Source organism: Flavobacterium sp. HSC-32F16 (assembly GCF_024171645.1).
In the GTDB taxonomy this organism is placed as follows: Bacteria; Bacteroidota; Bacteroidia; order Flavobacteriales; family Flavobacteriaceae; genus Flavobacterium.
Genome location: NZ_JALKAC010000010.1, coordinates 1 through 26,209 on the forward strand (window position 1 = coordinate 1; position 26,209 = coordinate 26,209).

Annotated in this window: 26 protein-coding genes and 2 tRNA genes; 12 read left to right on the forward strand and 16 right to left on the reverse strand. The window is 33.1% G+C overall.

Annotation, left to right across the window (positions count from 1 at the left end):
* Position 1: 1 nt before the first annotated feature.
* The 7 genes from L1276_RS21170 to idi form a co-directional block, all read right to left on the reverse strand.
* Positions 2-75: transfer RNA gene (locus tag L1276_RS21170), tRNA-Thr, on the reverse strand.
* 103 nt (positions 76-178) lie between these two features.
* Positions 179-252: transfer RNA gene (locus L1276_RS21175), tRNA-Thr, on the reverse strand.
* Between the two features lie 78 nt (positions 253-330).
* A complete protein-coding gene (locus L1276_RS21180; protein ID WP_253791356.1) occupies positions 331-597 on the reverse strand; it encodes a hypothetical protein in 267 nt (88 codons plus the stop codon).
* 56 nt (positions 598-653) lie between these two features.
* Positions 654-1,622 (reverse strand): type I phosphomannose isomerase catalytic subunit, encoded by a 969-nt coding sequence (locus L1276_RS21185; RefSeq protein WP_253791357.1) that lies wholly within the window; start codon positions 1,620-1,622, stop codon positions 654-656.
* Between the two features lie 63 nt (positions 1,623-1,685).
* Positions 1,686-2,144, reverse strand: coding sequence for a peroxiredoxin (locus L1276_RS21190; protein WP_253791358.1), 459 nt, complete (start codon positions 2,142-2,144; stop codon positions 1,686-1,688).
* Between the two features lie 3 nt (positions 2,145-2,147).
* Positions 2,148-2,558 (reverse strand): 6-carboxytetrahydropterin synthase, encoded by a 411-nt coding sequence (locus tag L1276_RS21195; RefSeq protein ID WP_253791360.1) that lies wholly within the window; start codon positions 2,556-2,558, stop codon positions 2,148-2,150.
* A 21-nt stretch (positions 2,559-2,579) separates the two neighbouring features.
* Positions 2,580-3,107, reverse strand: a complete 528-nt coding sequence (gene idi, locus L1276_RS21200) for an isopentenyl-diphosphate Delta-isomerase (RefSeq protein ID WP_253791362.1) — start codon at positions 3,105-3,107, stop codon at positions 2,580-2,582.
* 294 nt (positions 3,108-3,401) lie between these two features.
* On the opposite strand from idi, the gene msrB reads away from it, so the two are divergent.
* Positions 3,402-3,956, forward strand: a complete 555-nt coding sequence (gene msrB / locus L1276_RS21205) for a peptide-methionine (R)-S-oxide reductase MsrB (RefSeq protein WP_253791364.1) — start codon at positions 3,402-3,404, stop codon at positions 3,954-3,956.
* Between the two features lie 6 nt (positions 3,957-3,962).
* The gene (gene msrA / locus L1276_RS21210; protein ID WP_253791366.1) at positions 3,963-4,568 is read left to right on the forward strand and encodes a peptide-methionine (S)-S-oxide reductase MsrA; all 606 of its coding nucleotides are present in this window, start codon (positions 3,963-3,965) and stop codon (positions 4,566-4,568) included.
* Positions 4,569-4,639: 71 nt separating this feature from the next.
* On the opposite strand, the gene L1276_RS21215 is transcribed toward msrA, so the two are convergent.
* The gene (locus tag L1276_RS21215; protein WP_253791368.1) at positions 4,640-5,077 is read right to left on the reverse strand and encodes an META domain-containing protein; all 438 of its coding nucleotides are present in this window, start codon (positions 5,075-5,077) and stop codon (positions 4,640-4,642) included.
* A 282-nt stretch (positions 5,078-5,359) separates the two neighbouring features.
* Between L1276_RS21215 and L1276_RS21220 the strand changes: the two genes are divergently transcribed.
* From L1276_RS21220 to L1276_RS21230, 3 genes are all read left to right on the forward strand, one after another.
* Positions 5,360-6,763, forward strand: a complete 1,404-nt coding sequence (locus tag L1276_RS21220; protein WP_253791370.1) for an aminopeptidase P N-terminal domain-containing protein — start codon at positions 5,360-5,362, stop codon at positions 6,761-6,763.
* A gap of 145 nt (positions 6,764-6,908) precedes the next feature.
* Positions 6,909-9,050, forward strand: a complete 2,142-nt coding sequence (locus tag L1276_RS21225) for an ATP-dependent helicase (RefSeq protein ID WP_253791372.1) — start codon at positions 6,909-6,911, stop codon at positions 9,048-9,050.
* A gap of 75 nt (positions 9,051-9,125) precedes the next feature.
* On the forward strand, positions 9,126-10,085 hold the full coding sequence (locus L1276_RS21230; RefSeq protein ID WP_253791374.1) for a quinone oxidoreductase: 960 nt from the start codon (positions 9,126-9,128) through the stop codon (positions 10,083-10,085).
* A gap of 110 nt (positions 10,086-10,195) precedes the next feature.
* Here the strand turns inward: L1276_RS21230 and L1276_RS21235 are convergent, their stop codons facing one another.
* From L1276_RS21235 to L1276_RS21245, 3 genes are all read right to left on the reverse strand, one after another.
* Positions 10,196-11,284 carry a hypothetical protein gene (locus L1276_RS21235; RefSeq protein WP_253791376.1) on the reverse strand — a complete coding sequence of 363 codons (1,089 nt, stop codon included), beginning with the start codon at positions 11,282-11,284 and terminating at the stop codon, positions 10,196-10,198.
* Positions 11,285-11,358: 74 nt separating this feature from the next.
* A complete protein-coding gene (locus L1276_RS21240; RefSeq protein ID WP_253791378.1) occupies positions 11,359-12,918 on the reverse strand; it encodes an NAD(P)/FAD-dependent oxidoreductase in 1,560 nt (519 codons plus the stop codon).
* Positions 12,919-12,942: 24 nt separating this feature from the next.
* Entirely contained in the window at positions 12,943-13,380 is a 438-nt protein-coding gene (locus L1276_RS21245; RefSeq protein WP_253791380.1) for a hypothetical protein, read from the reverse strand.
* Between the two features lie 156 nt (positions 13,381-13,536).
* Here L1276_RS21245 and L1276_RS21250 point away from each other — a divergent pair, with 156 nt between their 5' ends.
* Positions 13,537-13,776 (forward strand): hypothetical protein, encoded by a 240-nt coding sequence (locus tag L1276_RS21250; protein ID WP_253791382.1) that lies wholly within the window; start codon positions 13,537-13,539, stop codon positions 13,774-13,776.
* Between the two features lie 69 nt (positions 13,777-13,845).
* Here L1276_RS21250 and recQ read toward each other — a convergent pair whose 3' ends face one another.
* Positions 13,846-16,041: a DNA helicase RecQ gene (gene recQ / locus L1276_RS21255; protein ID WP_253791384.1), complete on the reverse strand. Its 2,196-nt coding sequence runs from the start codon at positions 16,039-16,041 to the stop codon at positions 13,846-13,848.
* An 88-nt stretch (positions 16,042-16,129) separates the two neighbouring features.
* Here recQ and L1276_RS21260 point away from each other — a divergent pair, with 88 nt between their 5' ends.
* From L1276_RS21260 to lptB, 4 genes are all read left to right on the forward strand, one after another.
* Positions 16,130-17,095 carry an SIS domain-containing protein gene (locus tag L1276_RS21260; RefSeq protein ID WP_253791386.1) on the forward strand — a complete coding sequence of 322 codons (966 nt, stop codon included), beginning with the start codon at positions 16,130-16,132 and terminating at the stop codon, positions 17,093-17,095.
* A complete protein-coding gene (gene tatC, locus L1276_RS21265) occupies positions 17,095-17,910 on the forward strand; it encodes a twin-arginine translocase subunit TatC (protein ID WP_253791388.1) in 816 nt (271 codons plus the stop codon). The genes L1276_RS21260 and tatC overlap by 1 nt, the downstream gene beginning before the upstream one ends.
* Complete coding sequence (locus L1276_RS21270) at positions 17,903-18,253, forward strand: carboxymuconolactone decarboxylase family protein (RefSeq protein WP_253791389.1); 351 nt, start codon at positions 17,903-17,905, stop codon at positions 18,251-18,253. Before tatC ends, L1276_RS21270 begins: the two co-directional genes overlap by 8 nt.
* A 206-nt stretch (positions 18,254-18,459) precedes the next feature.
* A complete protein-coding gene (gene lptB, locus L1276_RS21275) occupies positions 18,460-19,200 on the forward strand; it encodes an LPS export ABC transporter ATP-binding protein (RefSeq protein ID WP_253791392.1) in 741 nt (246 codons plus the stop codon).
* A 151-nt stretch (positions 19,201-19,351) separates the two neighbouring features.
* Here the strand turns inward: lptB and L1276_RS21280 are convergent, their stop codons facing one another.
* Both L1276_RS21280 and L1276_RS21285 read right to left on the reverse strand, forming a co-directional pair.
* Complete coding sequence (locus tag L1276_RS21280; protein WP_253791394.1) at positions 19,352-20,191, reverse strand: glycoside hydrolase family 25 protein; 840 nt, start codon at positions 20,189-20,191, stop codon at positions 19,352-19,354.
* A gap of 10 nt (positions 20,192-20,201) precedes the next feature.
* The gene (locus L1276_RS21285; protein WP_253791396.1) at positions 20,202-20,918 is read right to left on the reverse strand and encodes a phosphatidylcholine/phosphatidylserine synthase; all 717 of its coding nucleotides are present in this window, start codon (positions 20,916-20,918) and stop codon (positions 20,202-20,204) included.
* A 325-nt stretch (positions 20,919-21,243) separates the two neighbouring features.
* Between L1276_RS21285 and L1276_RS21290 the strand changes: the two genes are divergently transcribed.
* Positions 21,244-22,227, forward strand: a complete 984-nt coding sequence (locus tag L1276_RS21290) for a PorV/PorQ family protein (protein WP_253791722.1) — start codon at positions 21,244-21,246, stop codon at positions 22,225-22,227.
* 39 nt (positions 22,228-22,266) lie between these two features.
* Positions 22,267-23,406, forward strand: coding sequence for a DUF4105 domain-containing protein (locus L1276_RS21295; protein ID WP_253791397.1), 1,140 nt, complete (start codon positions 22,267-22,269; stop codon positions 23,404-23,406).
* A gap of 3 nt (positions 23,407-23,409) precedes the next feature.
* Here the strand turns inward: L1276_RS21295 and L1276_RS21300 are convergent, their stop codons facing one another.
* On the reverse strand, positions 23,410-24,804 hold the full coding sequence (locus tag L1276_RS21300; protein ID WP_253791399.1) for a sugar transferase: 1,395 nt from the start codon (positions 24,802-24,804) through the stop codon (positions 23,410-23,412).
* A 57-nt stretch (positions 24,805-24,861) separates the two neighbouring features.
* Positions 24,862-26,208: an O-antigen ligase gene (locus tag L1276_RS21305; RefSeq protein ID WP_253791401.1), complete on the reverse strand. Its 1,347-nt coding sequence runs from the start codon at positions 26,206-26,208 to the stop codon at positions 24,862-24,864.
* Between the last annotated feature and the right edge of the window lies 1 nt (position 26,209).

Sequence of the window (26,209 nt, forward strand, 5' to 3'; positions counted from 1 at the left end):
GAGCCGGCGGAGGGACTCGAACCCACGACCTGCTGATTACAAATCAGCTGCTCTAGCCAACTGAGCTACGCTGGCGACTCATTACGGGTGCAAATGTAAAATGAATTTTTGAATTTCCAAAATAAATTTACTGCTTATTTTAATAAAAAACCACCACTAAAAGTGATGGTTTTTGTTGAGCCGGCGGAGGGACTCGAACCCACGACCTGCTGATTACAAATCAGCTGCTCTAGCCAACTGAGCTACGCTGGCGACTCATTACGGGTGCAAATATAAAGCGGATTTTCGTTTTTCCAAAATAAATTTGCACTTTTTTACACTTTTTTTTGCTTACAAAGCGTTGATTTTTTCAATCAATTGATTAGCAGTTTGTTCTAATTCAACATTGATTTGTTTGAAGTGTGATTTTTTATTTTCAACGTTTTTAGCGTTCACTTTTGTAATCAAAGTATCAAATGCAGCGATAGCTTCATCGATTAAAGCATTCGTTTCCGGAGTAGGATTTCCTGTTGTAGACATCTCAAACAAGTAAACTGCCTCAATAATATCTCCTAATACAAAATTGATGTCTTTCTTTAAATTTTTAACGTTTGCCATTTTATTTTAATTTTAATTTGCGTCTGCAAAAGTACATATTATCTTTAGATTACGTGCTATGAAATGTAAATTTCTAAAATTGAAGCTTTTCCATTCAAAACAAATGCATTTATCGCAGCCGGAAGCAAAACAGTATCACCTTTTATGTAAGTGTGTTTAAATCCGTCATATTCGATTTCAAAACTTCCTTCTATACACATATAGACGGTAAATGTTTCTGCAGATTTCGAAACTTCTACTTTATTTTCTAACGGAATAAAGTTTGTTGTAAAATAAGGACAATCCACAACAACATTTGAAGTATTTGCTTTTGAATCGTATTTCTTTTGTGTATCAACTTTATTATAGTTAATGGCATCAAGTGCTAAATCTACATGCAGTTCTCTTTTATTTCCCTGAGCATCTACACGATCAAAATCGTATAAACGATATGTAATATCTGATGTCTGCTGAATTTCGGCAACTACTAATCCTGCTCCAATTGCGTGAACCGTTCCGGTTTCTAAAAAGAAAACATCTCCTGCTTTTGCTTTTACATCATCTAAAATAGAAACTAAAGTATTATCATTTAAATGCTTTACGTATTCTTCTTTACTTGAATTTTCTTTAAAACCTACAATAATTCTAGAATCAGTATCAGCTTGCATTACATACCACATTTCAGTTTTACCAAATGAATTGTGACGTTCTTTTGCCAATTTATCATTTGGATGAACCTGAATCGAAAGATCCTCACGCGCATCTAAATATTTAAAAAGTAACGGAAATTGTTTTCCAAAGCGTTCGTAAACTCTTGTTCCAAGAATTTCGTTTGGTGTTTCATTAATCAAATCCATTAATGAATTTCCTTTTAATTCTCCGTTAGCAACGGTGCTCACATCTCCTTCTACAGTAGACAATTCCCAGCTTTCACCGGTAATTTTAGAAGTGATCGGTTTGTTTAATAATGTTTTTAATTTCTCGCCTCCCCAGATTCTTTCTTTCAGGATTGGTTCAAATTGCAAAGGGTACAAATTTGGTTTCATATTCTAATTTTAAGGGCTAATATCTATATTAATTAAACAACGATCTAATACTATTTTTTAAATCTACAATACTAATTCTTTTATTATCTCCAGCGCTTTCGGAATGTGTTTTGCAGCATTCATACTATCAAAAATATAAATAACTACTCCGTTTCTGTCGATAATAAAAGTTACTCTTCCCGGCAAAAGACCAAACAAATTATTTTTTACACCAAAAAGATGTCTTAATCGTTTGTCTTCATCAGAAAGCAAAATAAAAGGCAGCTGGTGTTTATCGGCAAATTTATGATGTGATTTTACACTATCGGCACTTATTCCAATTACCTCGGCTCCTAAATCTTTAAAATCTTCGTATTGATCCCTAAAACTGCAGGCTTCTGTAGTACAGCCAGGCGTATTATCTTTAGGGTAAAAATAAATCACTAAGGGCTTTCGTCCTAAAACACTTTGGCTTTCAAAAACTTCTCCGTGACTATCCTTGGCAGTAAAATTCGGAACTATATCTCCTATTTTCAATGACATTTATTATTCTCCTTTATAAGTTACAAAATTGCGGTCTGTTTCATAAAGCACGACTTCCAAATCAAAATCGGGCTGAATTCTTTTTCTAATTTTATTCCATATCACAACCGCGATATTTTCGGCAGTTGGATTCAAATCCTGAAATTCCGGAACGTCCAGATTCAGGTTTTTGTGATCAAACGGAATTTCTACTTCTTCCAGTATAATATCCGCTAATACTTTCACATCTAAAACAAAACCAGTTTCCGGGTCAATTTTTCCTGTAACACTTACTGTTAAACCATAATTATGACCATGAAAATTGGGATTATTACATTTTCCAAAAACAGCATTGTTTTTTTCAAATGACCAATCTTTTCTGTGCAGTCGATGTGCAGCATTAAAATGTGCTTTTCTTGATATGGTTACTCTCATTTAGGTTTTGGTTAGCTTTGGTTATAATTTGTGGTCTTCAAGATAATGATCAAATTCATCAAAAATTATCTTAAACCAAACCGTGTAAATTTCGGGCTGTTTTTCAATATCGGCTTTTACATCTTCAATGCTCATCCATTTCCAGTCTTCAACTTCTTCTGGATTTATATTAGGAGCATCATTATAATATCCAATCATAACGTGATCTAATTCATGCTCTGTTAAACCGTTATCAAAAGGCGCTTTATATATAAAATGAAACAACTCTTTCAACTCAGCTTTAAAACCCATTTCTTCAAACAATCGTCGGCTTCCCGCCTGAATGTTTGTTTCACCTTCTCGCTGATGACTGCAGCAAGTGTTTGTCCAGAGTAAAGGCGAATGGTATTTATGATGAGCACGCTGCTGTAACATGATTTCATTTTTACTATTCAAAATAAAAACCGAAAAGGCACGATGCAAAAGTGCTTTTTCGTGTGCTTCTAATTTTGGCATTAAGCCAATTTGTTCATCGTTTTGATTAACTAGTATTACGTTTTCTTCTGTCATAAGGCTTCTTAAGCAAACAAAAATACGAAAAAAGAAATGGCTTAAAAATGCTAATTAAAATTGTCAAAAAGCACAACAGTAAACGTGATTTCTATTTTTCTGATTTACAACACAATAAATTCTGCTAAAAATTAAAAGCTGTTAAAATTAAGACATAAAAACTACATTGCCCTATTTTACGTAACTAATAAAAAGTTAAAACACACTTAAAGAAATCTGAATAATTTGAATCGCCGTAATTTGAACCTAAATCTCGACGTATCTTTGAAATCCAGATAAATACACCCAAAATTTATGAAATCTAAAACTCTAATTTTCAGTCTTTGCTTTTTGGTTCCGCTTTTTATTTTACAAGCCTGCGGACAAAACACAAAAAAACAACCTGCAAAAACGGTTACTATGGAAAATAAAATAAACAAACCCGGAAATCCTTATTATTCTAATACCGACACTACGAAACTAAACGTAAGCAATGCCGAATGGAAAAAGGTTTTACCCGAAGATGTTTATGCCGTAATGCGTGAAGCGGATACAGAAAGACCTTTTACAGGAAAATATTGGAATACTGATGAAAAAGGAACGTATTACTGCGCTTCTTGCGGTAATCTGCTTTTTAAATCAACTGCAAAATTTGCGAGCAGCTGTGGATGGCCGAGTTTCTTTGAACAGGAAAACAAAAAAAGCATTGTTTTTAAAAATGATAATTCAATTGGAATGGAAAGAATTGAAACACTTTGCGGGCGTTGCGGCGGACATTTAGGCCACATATTTGACGATGGTCCGGAACCAACCGGAAAACGTTACTGCATGAATTCGATTGCTCTTGATTTTATTCCGGATAATAAATAATCTAAAATGAAAAATATACTTTTAATATGTCTTTTTGCGCTTTCGCTGAATGGGATTTCGCAAAATAAAAAAGCGAATCTGGAAACTATCACACTCGGTGGAGGATGTTACTGGTGCGTTGAAGCCGTTTATGAAAATCTGGACGGAGTAAAATCTGTTGTTTCTGGTTTTTCAGGAGGAAAAGGTGCTAATCCTTCTTATGAAGAAGTTTGTACAGGAACAACCGGTCATGCCGAAGTAGTTCAAATTACATACGACAAAAATGTAACTGATATTAACGAGATCTTTAAAGTCTTTTTTACCGTTCACGATCCTACAACTCTAAATCGTCAGGGCGCAGATGTTGGAACGCAGTACCGTTCTGTTATTTTCTACAAAAATGCCGAACAGAAAAAAGCAGCCGAAAGTATTATTGCCGAATTAAATAAAGCCAAAGTGTACAACAACCCAATTGTAACCAAAGTTGAACCTCTTAAAGCTTTTTATAAAGCCGAAGATTATCATCAAAACTATTATGCAAACAACAAAAATCAGCCGTATTGCAAAATGGTGATTCAGCCGAAAATAGAAAAATTTGAAAAAGTTTTTAAAGATAAACTCAAAAAGAAATAAGAAACAGAAGAGCATAAAAAAGGGGAAATGAATTAAATCATTTCCCCTTTTATTTTGGACATATTTTAAATTTATTGCTTAGTCACTTTTTTAAATCTCATTACCGGAATATCGCCCTGAATTAAGTTTAGTTTTCCGTCTTTATCAATAGAATAACTCGTAATTAGTTTAATTTGTTTTAAAAACTGCTGTTCTCCACCGCCGTCACAAAACATCATTGTAGCTGGTCCCGCTTCTCCAAAAGTTAATGTTTTGCCGCTTAAAGTATAAGGCGCACTATAACCGTTACAACCATTATTTCCATACACTCTTGTTTCTTTTTGATCAAAAGTAAGTTGTGGTTTTTTATTTGGATACAATCCTTCAAAAGCTATTCTTGGACCAGAAATATATTCTAATTCCCAAGTTGTATCAAATAAATCACCTGCACCTGCAGTGTCTTTTGATGCATTGCATGAAGCAATAAATAAAGTTAAAACCGAAACGATTGCAATTGTATATCTTTTCATAAATATATTTTTAAAGATTAGTATAATTTGTTTTTTGAAAGATTCCTTTCAATATTCATGCCCAGCTGTTAATTTTATAGATATTTTTAAATTTCTTTCTAAAAAAATATTCTCATTTTTTTTAACCCGATTCATTACATGTGGCATTTTTCCGACATCTAATTTACATCATTTTATTCAAACTAATACTAATCAGTAGTTTAAGTTTTTAATTAGGATTGTATTTTTTCGTAATTTGCATCAGATCAAAAAACCAAAATCATCAACAAAAAACCAAAAAAAATGAAGCAGTTTTTAGTATTATTTGTCTTTTTAGCAAGCATCTTTCAAATTCATTCGCAAGAAAACCTTCCAACAGATTACCTCACAAAAGAATTTCACAAAAGCCGCCGCGAAGCTTTTAAAAACTTAATGCCAGCAAATTCTATTGCAGTTTTTTTTTCTTATCCCGAAAGAGTTTTCTCAAAAGACATCAATTACAATTACCACGCAAACCCAGATATGTATTACCTAACCGGCTACAAAGAACCTGATGCTGTTTTACTACTTTTTAAAGAACCGCAGGGAACTGAAAAATATACAGAAGTTCTTTTTGTAAGAGAAAGAAATGTGCAAAAAGAAACCTGGACAGGAAGACGTTTAGGAACCGAAGGCGCAAAGTCTAAATTAGGTTTTACAACTGTTTACAACGGAAAAGACTTTAATAATTTTGAAATTGATTTTAAAAAGTTCGACAAAATAATTTACGATAATATCCCAACAGATATTGAAATCAGCAAAAACATTGATAACCTATATTCTTTATTACAATCTTTTAAAAGGAAAGCCGGAATTGTAAAAGAAAACGAAACTTCGACAGAGTTGTTTACCAACATTACCAATTCACTTCGCGAAATTAAAACTCCCGAAGAAATAGTGTTGATGCGTAAAACGGTAAAATTATCTTGTATTGCTCACAACGAAGTAATGAAAGCGGTTGGCCCTGATATGAGCGAAAACGAAGCCGACGGAATTCACGCGTATGTTCACAGACATTATGGTGCCGAGGGCGAAGGCTATCCGCCAATTGTGGGCGCTGGAGCAAATGGCTGTATTTTACATTACGGAGAAAATAACGCTGTAAAAATTGACAATCAATTGTTGTTAATGGATGTTGGATCAGAATATCACGGTTATTCTGCAGACGTTACCAGAACAGTTCCGGCAAACGGAAAATTTACCGAAGAACAAAAAGCCATCTATCAAATTGTTTATGACGCTCAGGAAGAAGTTTTTAAACTTTGTAAAGAAGGAACACCTATTCAGGATTTAAACCAAAGATCGAGAGAAGTTGTTGCTGCGGGATTAATTAAATTAGGAATTATTACAGATCCTAAAGATTCCCGAATTTATTATCCTCACGGCTGTTCTCATTTTCTTGGTTTAGATGTTCACGACAAAGGAAACTATATGGGAACTTTAAAAGAAAACATGATTCTAACGGTAGAACCAGGAATTTATATTCCAGCAGACAGTAAATGCGATAAAAAATGGTGGAATATCGGCGTTAGAATCGAAGATGATATTTTGATTAAAAAAAATTCCTATGAAAATCTTTCGTCAGATTCTCCTAGAAAATGGCAGGAAATCGAAGTATTGGCCAAACAAAAAAGTACTTTTAATGATATGAAATTCCCTAGGATATAAATTGGAGATTACCTTGATATTAAAACAAAGAAAAAACAAAATGCAGAAATAAAGTTGAAATTCTAAATTGGGCAACAAAGTCTAAAATACCAATTGGAAAAAGAGTTCGATTTTTTCAATCTATTGATTCAATAAAGAAAATATCATGAAAGTAGATTTAAGCGCGTTAAACGACAAACAAAAAGAGGCTGTTATAAGCGAAGAAAAACGTCTTTTAGTTCTTGCAGGCGCCGGCTCGGGTAAGACAAAAACGCTTTTACAAAAACTTATATACCTAATTGAAGAAAAAGATGTTAGTCCGTCTAATATTCTTGCGATTACTTTTACAAAAAATGCAACAAATGAAATGCTTGACAGGTTAATTATTTCAGCCGATCCAAAAGGAGAATATGAAAAGTTATTATATGACAAAACAGTAAGCAAAGAAGATAAAGACCAAGAACGCTACAATAGACAAAAAAAATACAAATGGATAGATAGTTTAACAGTTAAAACATTTCACTCTTTTTGTTACAGCATATTAAGAAACTACGGTGTTAATGAATTTGATAATAAGTTCAGAATTATTGGAGATGAAAAACGAGATGAAGAAGATGAACTCTCAAAACACGTTGCGCCTGAAACCGTTTTTGAAGTTGTACATAAATTACTAATAGAACAATGTGAAAACACAGGATATTTACTTCAACTTAAAAGATATATTCTGGATTACCTTGTAGATAAAATTCACATTAAAAAGAATGACCCAAACTTTCTGTCAAGAGACGGAAAATATTTCACAACTCTTGACGGCACAAGAGTACGTTCAAAATCTGAACAATTTATTGCCGATTGGTTTTACAGGCACAGTATTAAATATGAATATGAACCTTTTCTAAACATAAAAGACTTTGATTTTCACCCGGATTTTTATATTCCGGATGCAAATCTATATATAGAGCATATCAGCGATAAAAGTTACCCTACAAAAAACAAAGAAGAGCAATTTGAAAAAGGCAATTTACTACTTGTAAAAACTTTTGACAGCATGACTTTAGACTCAGCACTCTTTAATCATTGTCTTGATCAAATTGTAAAAAATCGGCTTCCTTCAAATTATCATAAAAATACAACTCTCAATTTCAAAGAAGAATTTAATGGTTATCATGAAAATGTAAAAGATTTTGTGTTGCAAATCATGCGAATAACCGATATGATTAAAGTTGAAAATATTGACATTAATTTGGTTTTAGAAAATGCTCTGAAAGACCAGCATGAAAGAGTTCGTCACTTTTACGAACTAGCAATTCCAATTGTAAAAAAGCACATCGCATACTGCACAGACAAATCATATTTAGACTTTAATGACTTAATTTCTACGAGCGCATCACTTTTTAAAAATTATGAAGACATTGCTAATAAATACAAAACTAAATACGATTACATTCTAGTTGATGAATTTCAGGATGTAAACAATTTACAGGTAGAATTGATTAAATTACTTTTAACAGATAATACACAATTATTCTGTGTAGGCGATGACTGGCAAAGCATATATGGTTTTAGAGGCTCAAATGTAAGTTACATAGTCGATTTTGAAAATCATTTTATAAATGGAAAAACAATCAAACTTAATCTAAATTACCGAAGTACGCAGAATATTGTCGGTGCCAGTAATGAAGTTATTAAACACAATAAATTTAAAGTAGACAAAGATGTCCAGGCCTCAAAAAAATCAGAACATAAAATAGTGGTTTATTCAGGTGGTTCCGAAGAAGAAAATATTCAATTTTGTCTTAACAAAGTAAGAGAAGTTTTGAAAGAGGGGGTCAGCAATGATGAAATACTTTTTTTATACAGAAGAAGTAAAATGTATTCTTCGTATTTCTACAAATTCAAAAATGAAGGTGTTAGAATTCAAGGAAAAACAATTCATGCTTCAAAGGGTCTAGAGGCAAAAGTTGTATTTATAATTGGACTTACAGAAGGCAATGGCGGTTTTCCAGACATATGGCTCGAAGACCGAATTTTTCAAATAATAAAGAAAGCAAATCATGATTTATTACTGGAAGAAGAAAGGAGATTATTTTATGTTGCAATTACAAGAGCCAAGGACAAATTATTTCTAATTACTGAAAAAGGCAATGAATCAAGTTTTTTAAAAGAAATTCCATCAGCATTTACCGTTAGAACAGCCGATGCAATTGGCCAAATAGTAGATAAGGTTATTATTTGCGAGATATGTTTCAGCCAATTAGAAAAACTACACATTTTTTGTCCATATTGCGGTAAAAAACAAACCAATTAACAGCCTTATTTATTAGTCCAAAAGAGACTTGTTTTTTGATTTTTCCCGAACTTTACATTCTTAAATCAATTAAAAATGAAAGCACTTACCTTCTCTACTTTTGGAGATTCAGATGTTTTAGAATATATCGAAATTCCAAATCCGCAATTAAAGGCCGATGAAATTTTAGTTGAGATGAAAGCCATCGGACTAAATTTTGCCGATGTTTACAGACGAAAAGGAAATTATCACCTAAAAGGAAATCCGCCTTTTATCGCAGGTTATGAAGGTGCCGGAATTGTTATTGATGCCAATAATCATCCTGAATATAAAGTTGGCGATCGTGTGGCTTTCGCCGATATTCCTTTTGCAAACGCCGAGTTAGTTTCCGTAAACATAAATCACGTTTTGCCATTACCTGAAAATATTTCGTCTGAAACCGCTGCTTCTGTTTTGCTTCAGGGTTTAACGGCACATTATCTTGCAACAGACAGTCATAAAACTCAAAAAGGAGAAACTGTTTTAATTCACGCCGTTGCCGGCGGAGTTGGGCAAATTCTAACACAAGTCAGTAAACTTTTAGGCGCCGCTGTTATTGGTTTAACCTCATCTCAAGAAAAAGCAAAAGTTGGTTTTGACCAAGGCGCAAATCATGTTTTTCTTTATAATGATGATTGGAAATCACAAATTTTTAAAGTCGCTCCTAATGGCGTTGATGTGGTTTATGACAGTATCGGAAGTACTTTAAAAGAAAGTTTCGAAGTCACAAAAGAATGCGGACAAGTCGTTTTCTTCGGAATGGCGGGTGGCGATCCGGCACCTGTAGATCCAAGAATGCTTATGGATGGTTCTAAAACTTTAACCGGAGGTGATTTATGGAGCTATTTAAATTCTAAAGAAGAACGAATAAAACGTGCCGCACAATTATTTAATTGGATTATCGAGGGAAAAATCAAACTTTCTGAACCAACATCATTTAAATTATCCGAAGGAAAAGTGGCACATGATTTCTTGGAAAGCAGAAAAAGTACTGGAAAAATTATTTTAGTTCCTTAATTGTAGTGATCAGTTTTCAGGCTCAGTTTTCAGCGCAATCTTCTCATCCCTTTGTCAAAGTTTAAACTTTGACAAAGGTTCTATAAAATAATTTGTTGCGATTAATAAAGCTACAATTGATTAATCTCAATCTTTATCAATTCAGACAATTCTAATATCCTCACAACATCATTTTTATTCGCCACAAAAAACAAATAATTATCTCCGTGCGTATCGTAAGTCATTAATTCAAGATTATGTTTTTCTAACGCCGATTGAATATAAGGAAACAAATCATGACTATAAGTTTCTTCCGGATATGCGAAATTAAGATCTTCACCAATCATTTCAGAAATAAAATATTCAGCATCTTCTGGATCAAATTTCCAGTCGCTGTTCCAGGCATCAATACTTTCAAAAAAATCAAAATGACCATCCACAATAGCGTGATATTCATTTGTGTTTTTTTGGTAGTTTTTAAAAAGCTTTTTTGACTGTTTTTTTAGTTCTTTTTCTTCAATATTTCCTCTCGAAACTAAGTTTATAAACTCTTCAAAAGTTTCGAGCTTAACTTCTTCGGCTTCTACTAAATTTTCTTGTGATGGAAGTTCAACCGTTTCCGGAATTTCAATATTTAAATATTGACAGATTCCTTGTAAAACTATTTTTAAGTCTTTAATTCCTATCGTTTGACTTTCATTTTTCGGATTGTTGAAATCTAAAAGTTCACTTTCCAGCAAACCTTTAGTATAATCAAAAAAGTGTGTTCCTGAATATAGAATTTTAAAATCGTTAGTCTCTAAACTATTAGTACAGCAAAAAAAGATAATAAAGTTTTTTATGGAACGCTTAAAGAACTTCTTTTCATCAGAAGTCGGTTCTGAATAAAATTGAATATGTATAAAATCATATTCCAGTCCCTGCTCTATTATTTCCTGAGTAAGCACTCCAATATCCATTTTTTTATAAAGCTCATTTAAAACTTCGTAGGAATTATTGAAACCTGCTTTTTTAATTTCGACCCTGCTTTCTTCATGATCTAATGAACCTGGAAAATAAAACAAATTAACTGACACATTTTCTTTTATGCCTTTTACTTTAAATTCAAGACTTGACTGCTGATTATATAAATAGGAATATATAGGATCAATTACATCAAAAGAAATTATTGATTTTGGATCGTTGTTTCTGTTAAAAAAATTGGAAAAAAAGTTTTTCATTGGGCTTATAATTATTTAAAATAAAGCAATAAATATATTACAAAATTTAATAAACCCAAAGTCCAGTCAACGAATTATTTCAAAGATTCAGCAATCATCAAAGCACATTTTTCACCGTCGATTGCTGCCGAAATAATTCCGCCTGCGTAACCTGCTCCTTCTCCGCAAGGATACAATCCTTTTATTTGCAAATGTTCTAAAGTCATCGAATCTCTAGGAATTCTGACTGGAGAAGAAGTTCTGCTTTCCGGTGCGTGCAAAATCGCTTCATTGGTTAAATAACCACGCATAGATTTTCCAAATTCTTTAAAACCTTCACGTAAAATCTGTGATAAAAATCCTGGAAAAACCTGCCCCATTTCAACCGAAGTGGTTCCTGGAACATAAGAAGTTTTTGGGATATCGGCAGAAACTTTATTTTGCGTAAAATCAATCATTCTTTGTGCCGGAACCTTTTGAGTTTCGCCGGCCAAATGCCATGCTTTCTGCTCAATACTTTTTTGAAATTCCATTCCGGCTAAAGCCCCAAATTTTGCAAAAGGTTTAAAATCTTCTAGTTTTAATTCAATTACAATTCCGGAATTTGCCGTTGCCTGATCACGTTTTGATGGCGACCATCCATTTGTAACCACCTCGCCCGGACTTGTAGCGCAAGGGGCAATAACGCCACCCGGACACATACAGAATGAGTACATTCCACGTCCGTTCACTTGTTTAACAATTGAATATGGTGCTGGCGGCAAATGTTCACCGCGATAATCACAACTGTATTGAATACTATCGATTAATTCCTGCGAATGTTCGGCACGAACTCCTAAAGCAAAAGGTTTTGCTTCTATTAGAATTTTCTTTTTATCCAGTAATTCAAAAATATCACGAGCCGAATGTCCAGTAGCTAAAATTAGTTTATTTGCCAGAATTTTATCTCCATTTTGAGTTACGATTCCTTCAACCTCATTATTCTTTACCAAAATATCTGTAACTCGGGTATCAAATACAACCTGACCACCAAATTCGATGATTTTATTTCGGATATCTTCAATAATTTTTGGGAGTTTATTGGTTCCGATATGCGGATGTGCTTCAACCAAAATATCTTCTGAAGCTCCAAAAGCTACTAAAAGCTCTAAAATTCGGGTTACATCACCGCGTTTTTTAGAACGTGTGTATAATTTTCCATCCGAATAGGTTCCGGCTCCCCCTTCTCCAAAACAATAATTCGAATCTTCGTTGACGATATGTTCTACATTTATTGCTTTTAAATCGCGTCGGCGTCCGCGAACGTCTTTTCCACGTTCGAGAACAATTGGTTTTAAGCCTAATTCAATTAATTGCAAAGCAGCAAAAAGTCCGGCCGGACCCGCGCCAACAACAATCACTTCTTGTGCCGAAGCAACATCTTTATATAAAGGAAGTTCAATTTTAGTTTCCTGAAAAGCTTCTCCTTTTAAATATATAATAACTTTTAAATTGATTTTAATCGCTTTTTGGCGCGCATCAATCGAACGTTTTAAAATTGTAATATGCTGAATTTCGTTTGGAGAAACTTTAATTTGTTTAGACAAATAATCTTTAAGCAACACTTCGTTTGCAGCAGTTTCTGGAGTTACCTGAAGTAAAAGTTCTCTTGGCATTTTGATTGAAAGGTAATAGTATTGTTAAAAGATTATTCTAATCACTAAAAGATATGCAACATATATTAGTATTAAAATTCCAATTGATTTGTAATGTAGTTTTAAATATCTAAACGAATTTTCTAATGCTTCTGAATCATCATCTCTAAAAGCCATTCTAACATTCGAAGAAAATTTATATAGATAATAGAGCGGAAAGAAACAGATCACGACCGTCACTAAAAGAATAGGAAGCAAAAGAGGAAATATGCTCATAATCATATAAAAACCAACTCCTCCACCTGTAGGAACATCATCCAATTTTGGAACATTTATATAGTCATAAAAAAAAGAAAAAATTCCATATACTATTATTGCCATTCCAATCAATGACATTACATAAACCCAATTTCCAGCTGTCTCTAAATGATCTTTCGCAGATTCACTCAACGACAATTCATTTGAATTTGAATTTTCCTCCATTCTTATTCTTTTTATAATTTTCAAAGATTTTTGATTGAATCAAAAATACGATGCAAAAATACTATTTTGAACTGAAATTAACTGTTTAATATTAAATCCATTTTCAAAATAGACTTTGTACCTTTGCCACTCTGAACCTTAGCAGCTATAAAAAAAATGTCTAGAAAAATAAAACTGATTTGGGATTTTCGCGGTCCGGCTTCTGCAAAAACAGCCGAACATCATGAGATTCATTTAAAAGAGTTTATCGCAATTGAAAAATTGCCTTTAAATATTACTGGATTCAAAATCATCAATGATATGCATGCAACCGCTTTTATGGTGGTTGCCGATGAAAATATGATTCAGGTAAGAGATGCTTTGAAACCGCATCGAGGGGAAGTTTATTCGGAGTAAGATGTGAAATGAAAAATGTGAGATGTTTGTATCAAAAATTACATTTCACATCTCACATTTAACTTACAACTAATTAGCTACTTCGCTAATAAACTTAATACGCATTAATCGCAATTCGTCAATATCATAATCGCCGTCGAATTCTTTTAAAGCATCTTCGATTTTATCTGATTCTGATTCCATGAAGTAATCGTGAATTTCTTCCTGCTGGTCATCATCAAGCATATCGTCAATCCAGTATTTGATATTTAATTTGGTTCCAGAATATACGATCTGCTCCATTTCTTTAATTAAAGCATCCATCGTTAAGCCTTTTGCAGATGCGATATCGTTTAATGAAAGTTTTCTATCAATGTTTTGGATAATGTATAATTTATTGGCAGAATTTACTCCGGTAGATTTAACAACTAAATCGTCTGGACGAATAATATCGTTATCTTCAACGTATCTACTTATTAAGGTAACAAACTCACCTCCATATTTTTTAGCTTTTCCTTCACCAACACCATGAATATTATATAGTTCTTGTAATGTTATTGGATATTTTAAAGCCATATCTTCAAGAGAAGGATCCTGAAAAACAACAAACGGAGGAACGCCTAATTTTTTAGCTACTTTTTTACGAAGTTCTCGCAGCATTCCCATTAAAACTTCATCGGCAGTTCCGGTTGATTTTGCTGAGGCTACTATTGCTTCGTCATCGGCTTCGCTGTATTCGTGATCTTCAGACATCATGAAAGAAACCGGGCTTTTAATATAATCTAAACCTTCCTGCGTAATTTTAATAACACCGTATGTTTCAATATCTTTTGATAAATATCCGGTTACCAATACCTGACGCAGTAAAGCCATCCAATATTTCTCATCATGATCTGAACCAGATCCAAAAAAGGTCTGCGTATCTGTTTTGTGTGCTTTAATAACGGCGTTGATTCGACCTATTAAAGTAAACACAATTTCTTTTGACTTGTAAATATGTTTGGTATCGCGAACGATTTCAAGCAGTTTAACAACCTGCTCTTTGGCTTCAATTTTATTTTTCGGATTACGAACATTGTCGTCCATATCTGCGCCTTCTCCAGTTTCGCTGTCAAATTCTTCTCCGAAATAATGAAGTAGAAATTTTCTGCGTGACATTGAGGTTTCGGCGTAAGCCACAACTTCCTGCAAAAGAGCAAATCCAATTTCCTGTTCGGCAACTGGTTTTCCAGACATGAATTTCTCCAGCTTTTCTACATCTTTATAGGAGTAATAAGCTAAACAATGTCCCTCTCCTCCATCACGACCGGCACGACCTGTTTCCTGATAGTAACTTTCGAGTGATTTTGGAATATCATGGTGAATTACAAAACGAACGTCTGGTTTATCAATTCCCATCCCGAAGGCTATAGTTGCTACAACCACATCTACATCTTCCATCAAAAACATATCCTGATGTTTGGCTCTTGTCTTGGCATCTAAACCAGCATGATAAGGAACAGCGCTGATTCCATTTACTTGTAAAACTTCGGCAATCGACTCTACTTTTTTACGGCTTAAGCAGTAAATAATTCCGGATTTGCCTTTATGCTGTTTGATAAATCGAATAATATCCGACTCTATATTTTTTGTTTTTGTACGTACTTCGTAATACAAATTGGGTCTGTTGAATGATGCTTTGAAAGTATTAGCATCAGACATATCCAGGTTTTTCAGAATATCTTCCTGAACTTTTGGAGTTGCAGTAGCCGTAAGTCCGATAATAGGAACTTTACCTAATTGTTTAATAATACTTCTTAGATTTCTATACTCCGGCCTAAAATCATGTCCCCATTCTGAGATACAGTGAGCTTCATCGATTGCAACGAAAGAAATTGGCACACTCTGTAAAAAAGCTACGTATTCTTCTTTTGTTAAAGATTCGGGAGCGACATATAAAAGTTTAGTTAATCCTGAACTAATGTCTTTTTTTACTTGGGCAATTTCTGTTTTGGTAAGCGAGGAATTCAACACATGTGCAATTCCGTTTTCTGATGAAAGGCTTCGAATTGCATCGACCTGATTTTTCATCAAAGCAATCAAAGGAGAAACAACAATGGCTGTTCCGTCCTGAATTAAAGCGGGTAATTGATAACAAAGAGACTTACCGCCGCCCGTAGGCATAATTACGAAAGTATTCGTTTTACCTAAAATACTCGTAATGACTTGCTCTTGCAAGCCTTTAAATTGGCTAAAGCCGAAATACTTCTTTAATTCCTTGTGTATTTCAATTTCGTTTGAATTCATTCTTTATTTAAATGGATATTTTTGTATAAATTTGCAACACATAAAGATACAACTTTCTTTTATACATACAAATTTTAAATATTCTGTTTTGATCTCAAAAGAAAATATACTGGCAATCGCCAAAAAAACCATACTATCTGAAAGTGAAGCAATTACAAAGTTAATTGATTTTCTGGACGAAAATTTCTTCGAAGCTGTCCAGCGTATTTATGAAACTAAAGGCAGATTGATCGTTACTGGAATTGGAAAAAGCGCAATTATTGCTCAAAAAATGGTCGCTACTTTTAACTCAACCGGAACGCCTTCTATGTTCCTGCACGCTGCAGAAGCAATTCACGGAGATTTAGGAATGATTCAAAATGACGACATCATTATCTGTATTTCAAAAAGCGGCAACAGCCCGGAAATTAAAGTTTTAGTTCCTTTATTAAAACGTTTCGGAAATACTTTAATTGCAATTACAGGAAACACTACTTCTTTTTTAGCTAAAGGTTCTGATTTTGTTTTAAATACAACCGTTGACACAGAAGCCTGCCCAATTAATTTAGCACCAACAAACAGTACAACGGCACAACTCGTAATGGGAGATGCTTTAGCGGTTTGTTTAATGGAAATGCGCGATTTTAAACCCGAAGATTTTGCGGTTTATCATCCTGGAGGTGCTTTAGGAAAAAAACTTTTGCTTCGTGTAAAAGACATGATAGAACATTCTTTAAAACCAGCGGTTACTCCGGAAACTTCGATCAAAAAAGCAATTTTTGAAATTTCCGAAAAAAGATTAGGTGTTACAGCAGTAATTGAAGACAATAAAATTATTGGAATTATTACCGATGGAGACATCCGACGAATGCTAAACGACGTAGATACTATTGCAGATTTAACTGCAAGGGATATTATGTCTAAAAATCCCAAAGTAGTTTCATCTGAAACTATGGCGGTTGAAGCTTTAAATATTTTAGAAGATTTTTCTATTACACAGCTTATCGTAGCAGACAACGGCGAGTACAAAGGAGTATTACATTTACATGACATATTAAAAGAAGGAATCGTATAATGGCAAAGAAAAACCTTGGCGAGATGTCATTTTTAGATCATCTTGAAGAATTAAGATGGTTATTAGTTAGAAGTACATTTGCAATATGCATTATGGCATTTGTCACTTATTTTATTAGTGATTATTTATTTGATCAGATTATTTTAGGTCCAACCAGACCTACTTTTTTTACTTATGTCTGGTTTTGTGATTTATCACATCAATTAGGTTTTGCAGATAGTATCTGTATTACTAAACTAAACTTTATCATTCAGAATACTGAAATGGAAGGTCAGGTAAACATCTTTGTATGGATGTGTCTTTTGGCCGGTTTCATTTTAAGTTTCCCTTATATTTTATGGGAATTATGGAAGTTTATCAGTCCGGCTCTTTATGAAAAAGAAAGAAAACATGCTAAGATTTTTATCTTCACATCTTCTCTGCTTTTCTTTTTAGGAGTAATATTTGGTTACTATGTTGTAATACCAATGTCAGTAAACTTCGTAGCTACTTTTTCTATTAGTGATGTTGTTATAAATCAATTTACTTTAGATTCTTATATGGGAATGGTAAAAACGAGTGTTCTGGCAAGCGGATTGTTTTTTGAACTGCCTATTATCATTTATTTCTTAACTAAATTAGGATTAGTAACTCCTGAATTCTTAAGAAAATATTGGAAATATGCTGTTGTAATCATCTTAATTATCGCCGCAATTGTAACGCCGCCAGATGTTGTGAGCCAAACTATTGTAGCAATCCCAATGTTAATTATCTACGAAATCAGCATCTGGATTTCGAAGGTTGTTTATAAAAATAAATTGAAAGAAAATGTCTGAATTAATTCAAGAATTTAACGACTATCGTTCTAAAATGAACGAAAAATTATTAGCTGACAATAACAAAATTGTAAAGCGAATTTTTAATCTTGACACCAATGCTTATGCACCGGGCGCTCTTGATGTAAAAACAAAAGAACTTTTAGGTTTAGTTGCTTCGGCAGTTTTGCGTTGTGACGACTGTGTAAAATACCATTTAGAGACGAGTCATAAAGAAGGTGTATCTAAAGAAGAAATGATGGAAGCAATGGGAATCGCAACTCTTGTTGGAGGAACAATTGTAATTCCGCATTTAAGAAGAGCTTACGAATTCTGGGAAGCTTTAGAAGAAGCGGGGAAATAATTAGAAAATTTGATAATTAGTCAATTAGATAATTTCATACGATATGTTAATTCATTTATTTGATTGATTTATTTTTACTTATTTTGCCCGTCAGAGATTAATTATCTCATTATCAAATTGCCTAATTGGCACATTATTAAAATTAAATCTGAGTTAGTTTTTTCAATTATCTCATTTTCAAATTATCTAATTATCTAATTAAAAAAATGAAGCTAAGAGCCGATAATTTAATCAAAACCTACAAAGGCCGAAGTGTTGTAAAAGGAATTTCTGTTGAAGTAAACCAAGGAGAAATCGTTGGACTTTTGGGACCAAATGGTGCCGGAAAAACAACTTCATTTTACATGATCGTGGGATTGGTAAAACCAAATTCAGGAAACATCTATATTGATGACTTAAATATTACCGATTATCCTATGTACAAACGTGCGCAGCAAGGAATTGGTTATTTGGCACAGGAAGCTTCTGTTTTTAGAAAATTGAGCATTGAAGATAATATTTTAAGTGTTTTACAATTAACGAAACTTTCTAAAGAAGAGCAGATTGCTAAAATGGAAAGCTTGATTGAAGAATTCAGTTTAGAACATATTCGCACTAACCGCGGGGATTTACTTTCCGGAGGTGAGCGTCGTCGTACAGAAATTGCCCGCGCATTAGCAACAGATCCAAAATTTATTTTATTGGATGAGCCTTTCGCCGGAGTTGACCCTGTTGCGGTTGAGGATATCCAAAGAATTGTAGCACAGCTAAAAAATAAAAATATCGGAATTCTTATTACAGATCATAACGTTCAGGAAACTTTAGCGATTACCGATAAAACATACTTAATGTTTGAAGGAGGAATCCTGAAAGCGGGAGTTCCGGAAGAATTGGTAGAAGATGAAATGGTTCGCCGTGTTTATCTTGGACAAAACTTTGAGCTGCGTAAAAAGAAACTTGAATTTTAAGAAAAAGTGTTCAGTGTTCAGGTTTTTAGTGATCAGTTCATAAAACGAAATTAGCGGTCAGTTTTTTAGTATTCAGTTTTGGGCTGACACTAAAAAACTGATTTTTTTTAGAAAAATACTGAGCACTAAAAACCTGAACACTCAGCACTTTTTATTCAACTGTAATAAACTGCAGCTGTTCAATATCGCCATTGTAAATATTAACATCAACACGGTGTTTAATTCCCGGCAGAGAAGCTTTTTCTGTAAACTGCCAAAAGAGCCAGTCATCTTCAATTTTTTCTCTATAGAAATTATAATTGGCAATCCAAAACAAATATTCTCCAAACTCTTCTTTTAAAAAATCGGAATAATATCGTTCTCCGGAATAAATTATCGGACGGACTTGGTAATGTTTTTCAACTTTAGTTAACCAGCGCTTTAAACCTTTTTTTAAACTGTCTAAAGGCTGATTTTTTGGTAATTTTTCAATATCTAAAACAGGAGGCAAATCTCCTTTTTGCAATTTTACGGTTTTGATAAAAAGATTGGCTTGTTCTATTGAATTTTCATTTGGGCGGTAATAATGATAAGCGCCACGCATAATTTTATTTTCCTTTGCGCCTTCCCAATTACGTTTAAATTGTCTGTCAACACGATCATTTCCAGCTGTTGCCCGAATAAAGACAAATTGTACCGGATATTTTTCATCCAGAATTTCAACTTCTTCCCAATCAACTTTCCCCTGAAATTCAGATACATCAATTCCAACAACTTTTCCTTTATGATTTTCAAGAACGCGAATGTTCCTCACATCAGAAAGATGTTTGTCTACCTCATCTTCATCTAAAACCTTATCTGTTTTAAATCCAAGATAATATGCCAATCCTGCACGGTAATGGTAAATTGTTCCAAACAAAAGTACTGTCAACAAAGAAAACACGATAAAACGGAATACTCTGCTGAAAAAAGATCTTTCTTGTTTAGTTTTTCTGGTCGTTCTTCTTGCCATTCGAATACAACTACTTTTTCAAAAAGATATTATTTACGATTGACAGCAATACGTAGAAAATAATAATTAGCGGCACTGCTGTAAAATGAAGCAGTAAAACTAATATAAAGGAAATTATCAAAAAGGTGATCTGTAACGCATTATCTTTAAAATTGAATTTCTTAACTTTTAAAGAAAACAATGGAATTTCTGCATTTAAAATATAAGCACTGCATAAAGTAATTGCTAATAAAACCCAATGGTTGGTTAATATTTCGAAAATCATCAATGATTCTGAAAACTGGATAACCAAAGGAAGGCTTAAAATAAAAAGTGAATTTGCAGGTGTTGGCAGACCAATAAATGAATCCGTTTGACGTGTATCAATATTAAAATTGGCTAATCTGTAGCAAGAACCTAATGTAATTATAAAACCTAAAAAAGGAATATATACCGATGAAATTATATCATTCGGATTTGCACTTTTTAAAAACAAACTATACATCACATATCCCGGAGCAACGCCGCTGGTTACCATATCTGCTAAAGAATCTAACTGAAGACCAAGCGGACTCGAAACCTTAAACAGTCTGGCAAAAAAACCATCAAAAAAATCAAAAAAGATTCCAAGGCAAACCATGTAGAAAGCCATTTCATAATCAGCTTTTGAAATAAAAACTATTGCAACGCAGCCACAAAAAAGATTAATTAAGGTAATTAGATTCGGAATGTGTTTTTTGATATTCATTTTTAGATTTGATAAATTTTGAATGACAAATTTCGCATAAAATATGATGATATTTATACAAATAGTACAAATAGTTTGCACTAGAGCATAAATTATTTGCATCTGGATATTAAGTTTACTGGTTAATCGATCTTAGCATTAAACTTTCGCAATATTTATTAAAATGGAGAAATTAGATGCGTAAAATATTATATTTTTGATGAAAATTAAAAACAGGCCTCAGTCTTCAAAAAAACATCGATTGAAAAAACTTTTTGCGTTTTTATTATTTTGGAGTTTTACTTCACAGTATGCCCAAACCGTTCGAAAATACTCGAATGAGTTTATGAATATTGGTGTTGATGCCGCTGCGTTAGGAATGTCCAGCGCCGTAACTGCTTCTACAAATGATGTGAATGCTGTTTACTGGAATCCTGCTGGTTTAACTCATCTCGAGGATCATCAGCTGTCTTTAATGCACGCAAGCTACTTTGCTAATATTGCTCAATATGATTTTATTGGTTACGCAAGTCCTATTGATGACCGAAGTTCGTGGGGAATTTCTATGATTCGTTTTGGAGTCGATGATATTATGGACACGACTCAATTAATCGACAGTCAGGGAAATATTGATTACAATAGAATTCGTTTATTTTCTACAGCCGATTATGGTTTTACTTTTTCATACGCCAGAAAACTTCCTGTTGAAGGATTTCAATATGGGGTAAATGCAAAAATCATCCGACGAATTATTGGTAAATTTGCCAATTCATGGGGTTTTGGTTTTGATGTTGGGCTGCAATTTGAACATAATGACTGGAAATTCGGATTGATGCTTCGCGATATTACAACAACTTACAATGTCTGGAATATTGACGAGGAAGAATATGAAAAAATATCCAATGCTATTCCGGGAGAAAACAACGAGCTACCTGAAAGCACTGAAATTACATTACCAAAAGCACAATTAGGGGTTTCTAAAAAATTTGAATTTCATAATGATTACAGTCTTATGGCCGCCGGAAATTTGAATATGCGTTTTGAACAGACAAACGACATTATTTCGTCTAAAGTTGTGAGTATTGATCCGGCTCTTGGTTTTGAGTTTGGATATACAGATCTTGTTTTTTTAAGAGCGGGAGCTGGAAATTTTCAGAATGTAATGCAATTGGACAATACTGAAAAATTAAGTTTTCAGCCAAATATTGGCCTTGGATTTAAATACAAAGGCATTCAAATTGATTACGCTTTAACCGATTTAGGAAATCAAAGTGCCGCTTTGTATTCGAATATTTTTTCGATAAAAGTAGATCTTGGCATTTTTAGATAATTATATAACCCCTTTTGAACTTCTTAAAAATTTTAAATTATGAAAAAAGTCCTTTTCAAAAAAACACTTTTTAGTTTACTATTATTTCTAAGTTTTACAATTGGCTTTGGGCAGAATGTGCCTTTATCTAATTATGCTAAAATAAGTGTGATTACCTGCGGATTAGGAAATGAAACTTATTCTTATTTTGGTCATACTGCGATTCGTGTTTCAGATCCAATTAACAATCTTGATGTGGTTTATAATTATGGTGCTTTTGATTTTAGGACTCCAAATTTCGTTGCTAAATTTGCAAAAGGTGATTTACAATATTTCGCAGTCGCACATTCATTTCCAGATTTTATAAATGATTATACTTATGAAAAAAGAAGTGTTTTTGAGCAGGAATTACTTCTTTCGCAGGATTTAAAACAAAAACTTTTTGACCACTTAAATGCTGTTTTATTATCTGAAGAACGTTATTACACTTACAAGTTTATTGACAAAAACTGTACTTCGATGGTCGTTGATGTTATCAATTCGACTTTAGGCGGTAATTTGATTGTAAAAAAAGAAGATACAGACAAAACATATCGTTCTATTTTATTTCCTTATTTTGATGGCCATTTTTATGATCAATTAGGTACAAGCATAATTTTTGGAACCAAAGTTGACCAATTAGGAACCCGAATTTTTCTTCCTTTTGAATTAAAAAATAGTTTAGATGAAACCACTTTCCAGGGCCGCCTTTTAGCAGGAAAAAGTAAAACACTTTTAAGTTTTGAGAAGGAAACACCAACATCTTGGTGGAATAACATTTACACGTATTTATTTATTCTTGGATTTGTAGTTGTCGTACATAATAAAACAGTAGATAAAATCTATCTTTTAATTTTATCTTTAATGGGAGTATTTTTTGTTTCGGTTGGATTTTATTCTTTTCACCAAGAGCTGGCAATGAATTATAACGTGTTGTTATTTAGTCCGTTTTTGTTGATTTTACTTATTTTTTCAATTGCAAAAAACAAAAGATGGACTTATAGATTTGCTGTTCTACATTTAATCTTTCTGATTATTTACAGCATTTTTATAATGAACAAAGCGCACTTTTTAATTATGCTTCCAATGATCATTACGAGTGGTTTTGTTTTAGTTAGAATTGCCATTCGAAACAAAAAACGTATTCCGATAATAATCTAAAACCTATTGTCCGCGGTAAAATAAAACAGTAGTAATCGTTTTAAAAGTGATACTTAAATCAAGAAAAACACTTCGATGTTTGATGTAGTAAAGATCGTATTGTAGTTTAATCAAGCTTTCGTCTATTGATTCTCCGTATGAATAGTTTACCTGCGCCCAGCCTGTAAGTCCAGGTTTTATAACGTGGCGGGTTTCATAAAAAGGCATTACTTTGGCTATTTCTTCCACGAAAAAAGGTCTTTCAGGTCTTGGGCCAATTACAGCCATATCTCCTTTTAAAACGTTGAAAAATTGCGGCAGTTCATCGATTCTGGATTTACGCATGAACTTCCCAAATGGAGTTATTCGTTTATCATTTGCAACGGCAAAAACAGCTCCGTTAACTTCCGAAGCCTCGATCATGGTTCTGAATTTATAAATTTTAAATACAGCTCCGTTTTTTCCTACTCTCTCTTGTGTATAAAATAAACTTCCTTTGTTTGCCAAAAGGTTCCCAAGAAAAATAAAAGGAATGAAAACGAAACAAATCAATAAACCTGTAAAAGAAAATGAGAGCTCTAAAAATCGTATTAAGAATAAATATAATTTATTGTTATTGCTTCGGCTGAACGGGAAAAAACGATAAAAATCACGTTCTATATAATGCACCGGAATACGTTGTGTTTTACTCTCGTAAACCTGAGTATATTCTCTAATAACATTTCCAGATTCCAATAAACTTAATAATTGTTGATATAAATCAGCTGTGATTCCATCTGTTTTTTGGGATGCAATTACAATTTCAGAAACGTTATGTTTGATTACAAATCTCTCCAAATAACTTTTCTTAATTTCTTTTACATAATGAAAATTAGTTTTTGTTTCCGAATTCGAATCTGAATTCACAAAACCAATTATTCTATAATGCGGATCAACATTCTCCAGTCCCGAAACTAATTCTTCTACCTGATCTTTGTCGCATATTAAAATTACATTTTGAGAAAACCGATGTGAAGCAAGAAAAATGGCGTAGAAAAAACGCCACATAAGCATTACAAGTAAGATTGCAAAATAAAATATTACAATTACTAAACGCTGTTTTGGAAGTTCAGGTGATAAAATTGGAGTAAGAAGATAAATCAAAACTGCTGCAGAAACAGAAAGCACAACACTTTTTACTATCTGAAACTGATTACTGGCAATCTGTAGATTATACATCTCGAATATTGTACCGAAAACTAATAAATAACCAACAAATATAAAGGGTCTGTAAATAGTAGTGCTTTCAAATGCAAAATAATGAAACTCGAAAAATAAGTTTAAAAGATACAATATTCCAATGACGAATAGAGCATCAAATACAAAAAGCAAAACTTTTCGTTCTGAAATTTCAAAATGCATTTTTCTGTTTGAACGCATATATTTATGTAGATTTAAGGGCTTAAATTCGAGGCAAATGTATTATAAAAAAACAATTTACCTAATAGAGTTTTCCGTTTTTTCAGGATTTTTTACCTGAACAGAAAGAAGACATAATGCATAAACAAAAGCTGGCGCTGCTATTCGCATTGCCGCGTGATTTATTGTGAGGAGCCAAAAAATAAAAAAGGACAGAAAATATAGGTGCTGTCGATTATTGATGTAAACTATAAACGGAGTAACAACGAGAATTAATAATCCAAGGATTCCAAAGAAACCATGTTCGCTTAACATACGTGAAACTTCGTTATGTGAAGCCACTTCACTTCCATATGATTCTTTTCGAACATCTTTTCCCATTCCAACTCCTACGCCTAAAATTGGATTGTCTAAAAATATTTTAAAATCTGCGTCCATGATCGCTTCACGCCCTCCAAGTTTATCTTTCTTAATCCTTCCTTTCGCATCCTGATTCGCATATCTTTTTTCTATAAGTCCACTGGTTTGCAAAGAACTATAAGTCCAGATTCCAACTGTTACCAGACCTGTTAATACTACTAGAATACTAACCTTAGTTTTACCTTTAGAGTTTGAAAAATAATAAGTCAAGAATAAAACGCACAAAATCATTGCAGCTCCCGTGATTACTCCTCCTCTCGAAAAAGTAACAATCCCTCTATAGCTTATAAAAATCAGCAGTACAGCATTTAAAACAATCAGTCTTTTTGATTTTGAAAATAACACCGATTGTGTAAAAAAAACAAACATTCCTAATCCTAAAATAGTTGATACCTGATTAGGTCCAAAACCTCCCGAAGTTATAAAGTTAGAACTTGTTCCGGTTACAACCTCTTTAATGCTTGGAGTGTACACGAACAAATAAGCTACTGTTGTTACAATTGGCAGTCCCATTGTAAACAATATATTTTGTAAATCAGAAAATATAATTCTACGCTTGAATGTATAAATAGAACAAATAGCCAGACAGAATGGGCCTGACAAATTAAAAAATAATGCCTTTCTGATATCTGTTTCAAAAGAAGCAACTGCATTAGTCATTAAAATTCCAGGAATTAATAAAATTATAAAGAAAGCATATATAAAAGCAGTTTTAGAAAAATTACTATAAATCATACCCAGCAGCATAAAAAAAGCTACTGTGACTTTAATATATTCATTATTAAAATTACCTCCCGTCATTCGTAAAAAAACCTCAACACCAACTAAATATGCCGAAACAAAAAGAACTTCATTGTTTTTATTCTTATTTCTATGTACAACAAAAAGCCCCACAAGAGGGATTATTAATGCATAAATTTTAGATAAAAAAGGCACTACATAGACCACTAGAGCAATGGCTGCATGAATTAACAATAGAAAGCTATATGATAATTTACTTTTCATT